This window comes from Lentzea sp. (assembly GCF_035525475.1).
Taxonomy (GTDB): Bacteria; Actinomycetota; Actinomycetes; order Mycobacteriales; family Pseudonocardiaceae; genus Lentzea.
This window is the reverse complement of sequence record NZ_DATLEC010000034.1, coordinates 38162-50701: the sequence shown is the minus strand read 5'-3', so window position 1 is coordinate 50701 and position 12540 is coordinate 38162. Positions and strand designations below refer to the sequence as shown.

General features: G+C 67.6%; 11 protein-coding genes and 1 tRNA gene. 7 read left to right on the top strand and 5 right to left on the bottom strand.

The window, feature by feature from the left end:
* The first annotated feature begins 54 nt into the window (after positions 1–54).
* From bluB to VM306_RS04745, 3 genes are all read left to right on the top strand, one after another.
* A complete protein-coding gene (bluB, locus tag VM306_RS04755; RefSeq protein WP_325511254.1) occupies positions 55–681 on the top strand; it encodes a 5,6-dimethylbenzimidazole synthase in 627 nt (208 codons plus the stop codon).
* 9 nt (positions 682–690) lie between these two features.
* Positions 691–1443, top strand: coding sequence for a glycosyltransferase (locus VM306_RS04750; RefSeq protein ID WP_325511252.1), 753 nt, complete (start codon positions 691–693; stop codon positions 1441–1443).
* Positions 1444–1530: 87 nt separating this feature from the next.
* Positions 1531–3030 (top strand): diguanylate cyclase, encoded by a 1500-nt coding sequence (locus VM306_RS04745; RefSeq protein WP_325511250.1) that lies wholly within the window; start codon positions 1531–1533, stop codon positions 3028–3030.
* Positions 3031–3049: 19 nt separating this feature from the next.
* Here the strand turns inward: VM306_RS04745 and VM306_RS04740 are convergent, their stop codons facing one another.
* Entirely contained in the window at positions 3050–3697 is a 648-nt protein-coding gene (locus VM306_RS04740; RefSeq protein ID WP_030467690.1) for a response regulator, read from the bottom strand.
* A gap of 439 nt (positions 3698–4136) precedes the next feature.
* Between VM306_RS04740 and VM306_RS04735 the strand changes: the two genes are divergently transcribed.
* Complete coding sequence (locus VM306_RS04735; RefSeq protein WP_325511246.1) at positions 4137–7337, top strand: penicillin acylase family protein; 3201 nt, start codon at positions 4137–4139, stop codon at positions 7335–7337.
* 55 nt (positions 7338–7392) lie between these two features.
* Here VM306_RS04735 and VM306_RS04730 read toward each other — a convergent pair whose 3' ends face one another.
* Positions 7393–8130, bottom strand: coding sequence for an FkbM family methyltransferase (locus VM306_RS04730; protein ID WP_325511244.1), 738 nt, complete (start codon positions 8128–8130; stop codon positions 7393–7395).
* 10 nt (positions 8131–8140) lie between these two features.
* Positions 8141–8986 carry a hypothetical protein gene (locus tag VM306_RS04725; protein ID WP_325511242.1) on the bottom strand — a complete coding sequence of 282 codons (846 nt, stop codon included), beginning with the start codon at positions 8984–8986 and terminating at the stop codon, positions 8141–8143.
* A gap of 184 nt (positions 8987–9170) precedes the next feature.
* On the opposite strand from VM306_RS04725, the gene VM306_RS04720 reads away from it, so the two are divergent.
* Positions 9171–9246 (top strand) — tRNA-Arg (locus tag VM306_RS04720).
* Between the two features lie 125 nt (positions 9247–9371).
* On the opposite strand, the gene VM306_RS04715 is transcribed toward VM306_RS04720, so the two are convergent.
* Positions 9372–10319: a hypothetical protein gene (locus tag VM306_RS04715; protein WP_325511240.1), complete on the bottom strand. Its 948-nt coding sequence runs from the start codon at positions 10317–10319 to the stop codon at positions 9372–9374.
* Positions 10320–10628: 309 nt separating this feature from the next.
* On the opposite strand from VM306_RS04715, the gene VM306_RS04710 reads away from it, so the two are divergent.
* Both VM306_RS04710 and VM306_RS04705 read left to right on the top strand, forming a co-directional pair.
* Positions 10629–11120 carry a SigE family RNA polymerase sigma factor gene (locus VM306_RS04710; protein ID WP_325511238.1) on the top strand — a complete coding sequence of 164 codons (492 nt, stop codon included), beginning with the start codon at positions 10629–10631 and terminating at the stop codon, positions 11118–11120.
* A complete protein-coding gene (locus VM306_RS04705) occupies positions 11117–11866 on the top strand; it encodes a hypothetical protein (RefSeq protein ID WP_325511236.1) in 750 nt (249 codons plus the stop codon). The genes VM306_RS04710 and VM306_RS04705 overlap by 4 nt, the downstream gene beginning before the upstream one ends.
* A 54-nt stretch (positions 11867–11920) precedes the next feature.
* Here the strand turns inward: VM306_RS04705 and VM306_RS04700 are convergent, their stop codons facing one another.
* Complete coding sequence (locus VM306_RS04700) at positions 11921–12400, bottom strand: hypothetical protein (protein WP_325511234.1); 480 nt, start codon at positions 12398–12400, stop codon at positions 11921–11923.
* Between the last annotated feature and the right edge of the window lie 140 nt (positions 12401–12540).

Here is a 12540-nt window from a genome sequence, read left to right as displayed (position 1 = left end):
GCGCCACCTCTTCAGCGTCAAGTTGGTGCTTTCGAGTGAGGCACGATCGGTCGAATGAACCTGTACGAAGTGGTGCACCGGCGCAGGGACACGCGTGCCGAGTTCACCGGTGCGGAAATCCCGCCCGACGTGCTGCGACGAGTGCTCACGGCGGCGCACGCGGCACCGAGCGTCGGCCTTTCCCAGCCGTGGGACTTCGTGCTGGTGCGTGATGAATCGATTCGGCGCGCGTTCCGCGACCACGTTCAGGCGGAACGCAGCGTGTTCTCCGCCCAGCTCGACTCCGAACGCGCGGAGGTGTTCTCCCGCATCAAGGTCGAGGGCGTCATGGAGTCGTCCCTCGGCGTCGTCGTCACCTACGACCCGGACCGCGGCTCGCCGGCGGTGCTCGGCCGGCACGCGATCGCGGACGCGGGCCTGTACTCCGTGTGCCTAGCGATCCAGAACCTGTGGCTGGCGGCCACGGAGGAGGGTCTCGGCGTCGGCTGGGTGAGCTTCTACCGGGAGGACGTGCTGCGCCGCCTGCTCGACATCCCCACGAGAATCCGGCCGGTGGCGTGGCTGTGCGTGGGACCGGTCCGCTCCCTTCCGGACACTCCTGATCTGGAACGTCACGGCTGGCGCAACCGCATGCCACTCGAGGACGTTGTTCACTACGACACCTTCGGCCGACGAAACTGAAACATCGAGATGCGAACTATCTCCGTCGTGACGCCCGTCCATCCGCCGCACATGCGTTTCCTGCGGGAGGCGTACGAATCTTTGCGCGCGCAAGAACTTCCACGGGGGTGGCGCTGGGAGTGGCTGATCCAGCACGACGGAGAAGCGTCGTCGGAACTGTTCTCCGATGACGAGCGGGTCGGTTTTTCGTCGTCTTCGCCTTCGGGGCCGGCGGGTGCCAGGAACATGGCGCTCGCCCGGTCGACGGGGGAGCTCGTCCGGAACCTGGACGCGGACGACCTGCTGCTGGACGGCGCCCTGACCAGGGACGTCGAGGTGCTGCTCGCGCACGCCGACGTCGGCTGGACGACGTCGGCGGCACGTGACCTCCTCCCCACCGGGGAGGTCGTCTCGTGGGAATTCGACGACCCCGCCGAAGGTGTTCTCGAACCCGGCTGGATGCTCGACGCTTTCATCGCCGATGAATGGCGGTTGCCGGTCGTCCCGGGCTCGTTGTGCGTCCGCAGAGATCTTCTTTTGGCGCTCGGGGGGTGGATGGCGCTGCCGTCTTCCGAGGACACGGGCCTGTTGATGGCGCTTCAAACCGTGTCGCGCGGGTACTTCACCGCGACACCGAGCATGCTTTACCGCAAGCACGGCGTGCAGCAAACGTCGGGGCACGTTCACAACGACCCCGTTGACAAGGAGCTGCGCTACGGAATGATCGTCGATCGAGCCCAGGCGCTGCGCAACCTGTTGGCGCAACCGACTACCCCTCGGTGACGTCCTGCACCACCATCGGTACGGGGCGCTACCGGGCCGGTAGCCTGTGCAGGCCGCTCGGCGAGTCGGAACGGAGTCGATGAACGAGTGGAGCAGCGTGATCCGCTGGTAGCGGGCGAGGTACCGCAGCTGGACCAGGAGGTCCGCGCGTTGCTCAACGCCGGCCGCCTGCCGGAGGCGAACAGTCTTTTCGACGAGGTGGTCACCAAGGTGTCCCCCGGCGTCGACCGCTGGGTCCGTTCGGCCGTGCTGGTCAACCGAGCCATGCTGGCGTGGCGCCTCGGGCGCATCCCGCTCGCCCTGGAACTGGCGGCGGAGGGCTGGACGGATCTCGACGCCGACCGGACGGACAGCCCCGCCGTGGCCCAGACGATGGGCACGCTCGCCTATCTGATGGAGGGCATCGGCAACCGCAGGGCCGCGCTCGAGATGCTCCGGCTGTCGGTGCAGGTCGCGCGGCGCGCGGGTCACAGCGACACGCTGGCCCTCTGCCTGCAGCGCCTCGGTGGTTCGCTGAACTTCCGCGCGTGCGCCGGGCATCCCGCCGCCGCGCCGGCGATCTTCGAGGAAGCGTTGGCGTACCTCGACGAGGGCCTGGGCATCGTCAAGGACGAGAGAAACCGGCGCGCGCTCCTCGGCGCGTACGGACGGTCGCTCGCCGGCGTCGGCCAGTTGGACAAGGCCGAGGAGACCGGCGAGGAGACCCTGCGGCTGTCACGGGACGCCGACGACCTGTGGGGGGTCTCGGTCGGAAACTGGGTGCTCGCCGTCGTGCACCGCGAGCAGGGCATCCTCGACGAGGCACGCACGTTCGCGGCCCGTGCGGTGACGAATGCCGAACGCATCAACGACACGTCGCTGCTGCTGCGGTTCTCCACGGAGCTCGCGGACATCTGCCACGCACTGGACGACTCGGTGGGTGAGGCCGTGGCGTTGCGCAGGTCCATGCAGGCCGCGCGCACGGCCACGGAGACGTTGCAGGAGGGCCTCGGCCAGGCGCTGGAGCAGCGCCGGGTGGCCGTGCAGGCTCAACGGCTCGCGGTGGCGGCGCAGGAGGCCGCGGCGCGCGACCCGTTGACGGGCCTCGCGAACCGGCTCGGTCTCGAACGCGCCGCCGCGGCGTTGCTCGAGTCGACGGCGGCGCGCGGCAAGGTGCCGTGGCTGGTGCTGGTGGACGTCGACTGGTTCAAGAACGTCAACGACGACGCCGGGCACGCGACGGGCGACGCGGCGTTGCGCGAGATCGCGGCGTTGCTGCGGCGCGAGTGCCGGGCGGACGACCTGGTGGCGCGCTGGGCCGGTGACGAGTTCGTGGTGCTGCTCGGCGACACCGGACCGAACATGGACGTGGGCCCGAACGTGGCGGAGCGGATCCGCGCGGCCGTCGACGGGCACGACTGGACGATGGTGCTGGGCGCGGTCCGCCGCCCGACGGTGAGCATCGGTGTCGCGGCGGGACCGGCCAAGCTGGACCAGCTGTTCGCGGCCGCGGACATGGCGCTCTACCGCGCCAAGCGCCACGGCCGGAACAGGGTCGAGGTCGAGCCATCCGTGAACGAGGTCCCCGAGACCGTGGCGGGTACCTGAGGGTTTTTCTCCGGGCTTCCTAGGCGATCAGGCCACCGCGGTAGGCCACCAGCGCGGCCTGCACGCGGTTGACCGCGCCGATCTTGCCCAGCACGGACGAGACGTAGCCCTTCACCGTCGCCTCCGACAGGTGCAGGGTGCCGCCGATCTCCGCGTTGGACATGCCCTGGCCGATCAGCACGAGCACCTCGCGCTCCCGTTCGGACAGGCTTTGCAGCAGCCGGCGTGCCGGCTCCGCCATCCGTTCGCCGTCGGCCACGGCCGCGAGGACGCGTGCCGCGACTCCCGGGTCGAGCACAGCACCACCGCGCGCGAGGTCGCGCACGGCCTTGACCAGCTGTTCCGGCTCGGTGTCCTTGAGCAGGAAGCCCGCCGCCCCGAGCCGCAGCGCTTCCGAGACGTACTCGTCGACGTCGAACGTGGTCAGGATGCAGACCCTCGGCGGATCGGGCAGGGTCCGCAGCCTCCGCAGTGCCACGAGCCCGTCCGAGGTGCGCATCCGGATGTCGAGCAGGACCACGTGAGGACGGTGCTGGCGTGCCAGGTCGGCTACCAGGTGCCCGTCATCGCATTCGGCGACGACCTCGATGTCCCCGACGCTGCTCAGGATCATGCGAAGGCCGGAACGGACGAGGTCCTCGTCGTCGGCCAGCAGAACCTTGATCACGACGCCTCCCGCATTGGCGTTCCGCGCTCCCACATGTTCGTGATCTTCGCGTACAGACGCCGAAGCTCACGTTAATTCTCAGTTATCTCATCATGTGGTAACGGATTTTCGAGATCGGCGCGGACGTTCACAGTTACCGGAATTGGCCGCTGACTTCGCTGCGTAAGCACACCACCAGGAGTTGTGGGTGGATGACGGAACTCTGCGTGACCAAACGCGGATATCTCACTGGATGGAATGTGCGACCAGAAACACGGATACACGCCGGGTAATCCGATTCAGAACTTCTGAGTAGTTGTCGTTTTGATCCAGATGGTCTTCTAGAACGATACAGATGCTCGCGCGGGCGGCAGTAAACGCGAAGCTCTTTCGCAATAGCGGCAGCGGAAAGTAACGTGCGTCACAACAGCCCTGCCCTGCACGGAGAGGAGCTTCGCGCATGCGGAGAGCCAACCCGGTGACGTCCCTGCTGGCCACCGCCGCCGTCACCGCCTCCCTTCTGATCGTCCCGTCCGCGGCCCAGGCCTCGGAGCCGCGCGCGGCCGCGTTCGCCGCCGACGACTACTGCCTCGGCCAGTGCGGCGACGTCCTGCCGCCCGGCAACAACGGCAACGCGACCCTGGCCGAGATCCTCACCCACAAGGTGCTGGGCACGAGGCCCGCGCACTCGGCCGACCAGCTGGGCAAGTACGACGCCCTGGTCGCCGGGTACAGCGGTCTCACCAACGACCAGCTCGCGAACTTCTTCAACGACGCGTCGTTCGGCGTGGCGTCCGACCAGGTCGAGAGCACCGTGAAGCCGCGCGCCGACGTGACGATCGTGCGCGACAAGAAGATCGGCATGCCGCACATCACCGGCACCACGCGGTCCGGGACGATGTTCGGCGCCGGCTTCGCGGCCGCGCAGGACCGCCTGTGGCTGATGGACCTGTTCCGCCACCTCGGCCGCGGCCAGCTCTCCGGCTTCGCCGGCGGCGCGCCGTCGAACCGCGTGCTGGAGCAGAGCTTCTACAACCAGATCCCGTACACCGAGGCGGACCTGCAGAAGCAGATCGAGACCGCGGCGGTGAGGGGCGGCGAGCGCGGGCGTCAGGCCGTGGCCGACGTCGACGACTACATCTCCGGGATCAACGCCTACATCACCCAGTCCGTCTCGGCGCGGAACTTCCCCGGCGAGTACGTGCTGACCGGGCACGCCGACGCGATCACGAACTGGAACGACATCCAGCCGTTCAAGGCGACCGACATGGTGGCGATCGCGTCCGTGGTCGGCGGCCTGTTCGGTGCCGGTGGCGGTGGCGAGGTGCAGTCGGCGCTGGTGAAGCTGGCCGCGCAGAACAAGTACGGCGCCACCGTCGGTGAGCAGGTCTGGAAGGCGTTCCGGGCGCAGAACGACCCCGAGGCCGTACTGACCCTCCACAACGGACAGTCGTTCCCGTACTCGGCCTCGCCCGCGTCACCCCAGGGCGTGGCGTTGCCCGACTCCGGCAGCATCACGCCGGAGCGGATGGTCTACGACGAGGTCGGCGGCACCGGCACCGCCGTCGCCGTTCCCGCTCCTGATGACGTGGCTCGTGCGCGCGGGATCTTCGAGGACGGCGTCCTGCCCGCGGACCTGTTGAACAAGAAGCACGGCATGTCGAACGCGCTGGCGGTGTCCGGCGCTCACACGGACTCCGGCAACCCGATCGCCGTGTGGGGACCGCAGACCGGCTACTTCGCGCCGCAGCTGCTGATGCTGCAAGAACTCAGCGGTCCTGGCGTGCGTTCACGCGGTGTCGCGTTCGCGGGCGTCTCGATGTACGTGCAGCTCGGCCGTGGCGTCGACTACTCGTGGAGCGCGACCTCGTCGGCCCAGGACATCATCGACACCTACGCCGTCGAACTGTGCAACGCCGACGGTTCTCCCGCCACGAAGGCCTCCACGTCGTACGTGTTCCACGGAGCGTGCTTGCCGATGGAACGGCTGGAGCGCAAGAACGCGTGGAAGCCGACCGTCGCGGACGGCACACCCGCGGGTTCGTACACGTTGGTGATGTGGCGGACGAAGTACGGCCTCGTCTCCAGCCGAGCGACGGTCGGCGGCAAGGTCATCGCGTACACGGCGCTGCGCTCGACCTACATGCACGAGGTCGACTCGATCATCGGGTTCCAGGAGCTCAACGACCCCGGCGCGATCCGTTCGGCGTCGGACTTCCAGCGGGCGGCCGACAAGATCGGGTACGCGTTCAACTGGTTCTACGCCGACTCCCGCGACACCGCGTACTTCAACTCGGGCCTGAACCCGGTGCGCAGGTCCACTGTGGATCCGAACCTGCCGACGTGGGGCCGTGCGGAGTACGAGTGGGTCGACTGGAACGGCGACGAGAACACGTCCGCCGTGATGCCGTTCGCCGCCCACCCGAACTCGATCAACCAGGACTACTACATCTCGTGGAACAACAAGCAGGCCCGTGACTTCACGTTCGGCGGCTTCGGCCACAGCTCGGTGCACCGCGGCGACCTGCTGGACAAGCGCGTGCGGGCGTTGATCTCGTCCGGCCAGAAGGTCACGCGCGCGTCGCTGACCCGCGCGATGGCCGAGGCCGCCGTGGCCGACCTGCGGGCCCAGGAGGTGCTGCCCGAGCTGCTGCGGGTGGTGGAGTCGGCGCCTGTCGACGCGTCCCTGGCGCCGGTCGTGCAGAAGCTGAAGGACTGGCAGCGCTCGGGTTCGTTGCGCAAGGAGACCGCGAAGGGCAGCAAGACCTACGCGCACGCCGACGCGATTCGGATTCTGGATGCCTGGTGGCCGCTGCTCGTCGAGGCGCAGTTCAGAACATCACTGGGCGATGGTTTGTACGGCGCGCTGGTGAACGCGGTGCAGGTCGACGAGGCCCCGTCCGACACGCACGGTGCCGCGCCGCACAAGGGTTCCTCGTTCCAGTACGGCTGGTGGGGTTACGTGGACAAGGACCTGCGCCAGGTCCTCGGCGACCCGGTCCAGGGCGCCTTCCCGCAGACCTACTGCGGCGGTGGCACTCTGTCCGGTTGCCGCACGGCGCTCGTGGGTTCGTTGCAGCAGGCCGCGGCCAAGCCCGCCAACCAGGTCTACCCCGGTGACGCGGACTGCGCCGCCGGCGACCAGTGGTGCGCGGACACGATCATCCACCGCGCCATGGGCGGCATCACCCAGGACAAGATCCACTGGCAGAACCGCCCGACGTACCAGCAGGTCGTGCAGTTCCCGTCCCGCAGGGGCCAGAACATCACCAACCTGGCGTCGTCCGCCAAGGCCACCGCGTCGTCGCACGAAACGGGCTGGAACACCCTCCCGCCGTCGCACGTGCTCGACTCGGACCCCTCGTCCCGCTGGGCCAGCGATTGGAACGACGACCAATGGATCCAGGTCGATCTTGGCTCTGCGCAACGGATCGGTCGCGCTGTGTTGCGCTGGGAGTCGGCGTTCGGAAGTGGTTACCGCATCGAACTTTCCAATGACGGAACGAACTGGCGCAACGTTTTCATGACAAGTGGTGGCGATGGCGGCGACGATGTCGTAGCGTTCACGCCACAGGACGCGAGATACCTCCGGATGACGGGTACCCACCGGGCCACCCGCTACGGGTACTCCCTGTACGAGCTTGAGGTCTACGGTTCGTAGGCCTTCGAGATGAGGACGCCGATCCACCCCCAGGGGTCGGCGTCCTCTACTTTCATCACGCCCTGAACAGGTAGTTCCTGATCTCGTCGCCGATGGCGCGCGTGGGCACCCACTCCCCGCCGTGCCAGGTGCTCATCCGGTACCCGCGCTCGGTCAGGAAGTCGGCCACGTCCTTGGCCTGGTACCCGAACCGCGCGACGTGCCGTTCCTCGATCTCCAGCAGGAACGCGGGCTTGAGGCGTTCGATGGTCCCCTTGGCCCCCTCGAGCACCCGCAGCTCGGCCCCCTCGACGTCGGCCTTGACGAAGTCGAGCCGCCCGATCCCGTTCTCCTCGACGAAGTGGTCGAGCGTGTCGGTCTTCACCACCACGTCCAGGTGCTGGTCGAACTCGTCGTTGGACCCCAGCCCGTCGGCCCCCGCCGTGAGGAACGACCGCCCAGTGACGGGGTTCCCGTGCCGCACGGGGACGCTCATGACCTCCCGCCCGGACTCCTCGGTGCCGAGCGCCACGGAGTGCCGGCGGATGTTCCGCCCCTCCCGAGGCCGCAGGAGATAAGAGAGGGTCGGGTGCGCGAACACCAGGGGCTCGACGCTGTGCACAGTCCCTTGTGGACCGATAAGCCGGGACAGGGTGACCGTGTAGAGCCCCAGCGCGGCCCCCACGTCGACACAGACGTCCCCAGGTTTGACGACCTTGCGGAGCCCGAGGAGCTCCGCCTCGGCATAGGGCGTGAGCCGGGCAAGAGCCCGCAACCCGGCAACCACCGCGGCACTGCGAAGTTCGGTCAACACCCGAGCCAGCCTAGACGTGCCCGTTCGTGTGCTGACCATTCACGTGCTGTTCGCCGGCGGGCAGCCCGACCTGATCGGCGAACTCAGCCGCCACCCGCGACCCCCCGTACACGCTCAGGGCCTTGGCCAGGTGCTGCCGCAGATCGTTCCGATGCGCGTCCTCCAACTCGGGCAGGGCCCGCTCGACACTGCTGACCAGCGACTCGGCCCAGTGCGTCGAAGGCTGCCGTTGGGCGATCTGCACGAGCTCAGCCAGGTGACTCGACAGCTTCACGGCCTCCTCGACCTGGTACCCGTTGCGCTGCAACCACCAGATGGTGGCCGTGCCGACGTCCGTCAGCACCTCGTCCCGCAGGTACCGGATCTCAGCCCGTTCGACGTCCCGCTCGGCGAGCTTGAACGTGGAGTTCCGCAACAGCTCGATGTGCTTGCGAGCCATCTCGAGGTCGTCGTCCTGAACGCTGACCTTGACACTCTCAGCCCGAGCCCAGATGTGAGTGCCGGGCACCTGCCGTTCGACGGCGAGTTCATCCCCCAACTGCACCTGCAGGGCAGCGTGGTGCACCAGCATCGCCTTGCCGCTGATCTCCTTGGCCCGCTGCAGGACGTGGTGGATGGCAGCGCTCTTGGGCGAGTTGTGCCTTAGACCAGTAGCCAGGTCAAGCCGCCAGACGACCGTCATCTTCAGCTGGAAGTCGAGCCCGTACACCGCACTGACCAGCGGCGTCTCGAACTCCTGCTGATGGCTGCTGGACGGCGGCACGAACGTGAAGTCGTCCTTGGGCGCCCGTCGCCGCCACCAAGCCTTGACGGAGCCGAGCGGTCCAGGACGGAAGTCGGGCCAGGGTCTGCTCACGCCCTCTGCGTACCTGACGTTTCTTCACAACTGAAGGTGCTCTCGCTCACTTCCCTCCAACGGCGGCACACCTGTCGTTCGGTTCCTCACGGTGCGTGAGCACCGCGCCCGTTCTTGGTGCTCCGGCGCTTGATGGGGGCACTGGTCAACTCGGTGGCGGCGCCCCGGTAGACTGCTGTCGCCAGCCCTAGTAGCTCAGGGGATAGAGCATCGGTTTCCTAAACCGTGTGTCGCAGGTTCGAATCCTGCCTGGGGCACCACCTTTCGCCGGGTGAAATCAGGGCCTGACATGCTGAAACGCTGTCAGGCCCTGATCTTTTCGGTCAGTCACCGCCAGCGAGGATCTACCCTTGATCGACCGGCCCCGACTGGTGCTGTCACCCGGTCAGGGGGCGCAGTCCTTGTCTACCAGGCCCCTCGGAGCGCCGTTGGCCGGATAAGTCTGAAGCTCGTAGTTGTCGCCCCTGCCGTACCGGGAATCGTACGGATACCTGCCGTCGGCAATGCACAGCCGACCCGAAACCCGGAACGGCTGACCGCCGTCGTTGACCAGCATCTCCTTGATCTGGTCACCGATCTGGTAAGCGACAACCAGGTCGTACTCGTAAGCGTGCTTGTAGGCACGTGCGGTGATGACGACCTCGCTGGTCTCGCCGTTGGCCAGGTTGATGGTGTGACCGGGGAAGTAGGGACCACCCGGCTGCCTTTCCGCGGGGAGTCCCACCGACTCCCGCATGACCGGGAACGGCTCGTCCAGGAGCAGCAACACCTCGGTCGAACTCTCCTCGCCCTGGGTGCCGGTGGCCACGCTCGTCCCCCGCGGCACATCCCGTTTGTTTCGGATGACCGGTCGGATGTCGATCACTCGAACGGCGTGGTCGGCGGGCCCCTCCAGGTGGAGGCGGATGAGATGCTCCTTCTCCGGGAACGCGCCGGGAGTGGTGCGCACCCGTTTGATCAGCGCGGGTTGGGTGAGGCCCCTCGGCTTCGACAGCTCGGCGCGCAGTTCGGGGTCGGGGAAGTCGGGCGAGTCGCTGACGTAAGCCCAGGGACCCCGGTCGTTGACGGAGAGGTCGGCGGTCACACGGAGCTCCTGCGGCGGCGTCCCGACCCTCGTGGTGGTCGGCTGTGCCGAACCTGATTGGCCAGCCGCTGCCTGGGTCGGCTCCGCAGGACTCGGACCAGGCTTCTCGGGAGCCAACACGACCAGGGCGACCAGTAGCAGGAACACCGCCATCACCGCACTGCCGTACGCCCACAGCGCCGCGCGGTTGTCGTTCCCCAGGTGCACGTTGCCGTGGATGTCGCGAACCTGCAGAACAGTGCCGCTCACATCATCGGACTGCACCTCGTTGGACGACCCCAGCTGATCGCCTTCTTGGTCATTCCGCCCCATCCCTCACCCCTGGAACGAGGTTAGCGATCCGTCTCGTCACCAGGTCTGAGTCCGAGCTGAATCACCCGATCAGCACTCCGATCGCCGAGTCGGCGTTCAGCGGCGGACCACGTCCGGAGCAGCGCCAGGCACTTGATTCACTTCGCCGGAGGCCACTTCGAGTTGAGAGACCGGATGCAACGTTGGGAGTCACTTCTTCATTAGGGGTGGGAAATCGAGGTCGAGCAAGACGATCGGGAGTTGCCGGTGGAGTTCGCTGAGTACGTGGCAAGGCAGCGTCCCGCGTTGATGCGGTTCGCCACGGTCCTGACCTGCCGGACGTGGCTGGCCGAGGAACTGGTGAGCGACGTGTTGGGCCGGGCGTTCGAGCGCTGGGAACGGATCTCGGGGATGGACGAGCCGCACGCCTACGTGCGGCGGATGATCGTCAACGAGTACCTGGGGTGGCGCAGGAGGCTGACCCGCACTTCCCCGCGCGCCCAGGTCGAGCCGGCGGTGATCCCCGACGGCGCGGACGAGAGGGCCGAGCGGGACGCGATGATCCGCCGCCTCGCCGACCTGCCCAGGAAGCAGCGCGCGGCTGTGGTCCTGCGCTACTACACAGGGCTGTCCGACAAGGAGATCGCCGCGCAGCTGGGGTGCCGGGAACCGACCGTGCGCAGCCAGATCCATCGCGCCCTCAGAGCTCTGCGCATCGACCTCACCGCCAGCGCCCCCCACTTCCAGGAGACCTCATGAGTGACCTGCGCACCCTTCACGACGCCTTCGCCGAGTTGGATCGGCGCGCCGACGCCGCGGCCGCGTGCAGGGCCCCGGTCGTGCGGCGGCGCAGGACCGTGCGGCTGGTACCCGTTGCTGCCACCGTCGTCGCGGTGGCAGGCCTGGTCACGGGTGTGGTGTGGCTGGGGCCGGCCGACTCCGGCACGCCCGCCGCGGGCCCGCCGACTACGACCACGACGCGCGGCCCGGTCCCCACCTCGCCGGATGACCTGATCGCCCGGTTCGGGGTGGTGCTCGGTGACACCGCGACGTTCGAGGTGACCCAGAAGATGACCGTGCCGAGGACTTCCCCGTCCAAGCAACCGGGGCCGGGCGTGACGAAGCTGGACGGCATGGACGGCAGCGCGTTCGTCGTCGGGACCCTGACCTCCGCGGGCGTCACCGGGAGCTTCAGCCTGACGATCGACTCCATCGACTCCGAGCCCGGCGGGGCGTGCAGGAACTCCCACCCGGCGGACTGTGTCGTCAGCACGCTGCCCGACGGCTCCCGGCTGGCGATCGAGACCGCGCGGCTGGCTCCTGGCGCGGTGTCGTACATGGCGTGCCACAAGCGGGCCGACGGGACGATGGTCCTCATGCGCGTCAGCAACCAGGAGGACCCCATGGGTGCTGCGATCGGCTCGCCGGGCGGTCGGATCTATTCGCCGCAGTCGCCGCTGACCCCCGACCAGTTGAAGGCGATCGTCACCTCCAGCAAGTGGTGACAAGGTTTGATCAAGCCTTGACCTGCGACTACGCAGTCAAGGCTTGATCCGGCATCAGCGACCAGACCGCACATGACGGATGTAGGGCTCGTAAGCCGACAAGTCACGATGCGGCTCATAAGTGCTCAGGTAGTAGTAGTCGGCGATGATGTTGGCCTGCTGCTCGGAGTTGAAGTCACCAAAAGCCTTCCCACGCAACCCCTCCACCCCGCCGTAGTCGTAGAGCCCCTTCCGAAAGAACCCGGCGAGAGCGGTAGGCAGCAGACTCAGCACACTCCGACCGTGCTGGTACTGGTAAGCGTGGGTCAGCTCGTGCACCAGCCACCGCTCGTACCGAGCCTGATTCGAAGGCGAGGTCAGGACCCCGCGAGGAAACGTGACGAGCCGCGGCAGGGTGCGGGCCACCCCGAAGCTGCCCAGCAGGCCGCCTTCGGCCAGGCTCAGAGCGCTGATGTCCAACGCGTCACCGAACACCGAGCGGGCGATCTCGGCCTCGCGGGACTCCAGGTCGCGGCGGAACGCGGGTCGGAACACGGCGGGGCTCCCCTGCTCTGGCATCGGCCTGTCCCGATTCTAAGCAGGCAGGGCTGTGACGGAACCCTGACGAACCGCCGACGCGATCCGGACAAACGACCGGGACCGTAGAGAGGTATGAACGTCCACTTGAAACGATG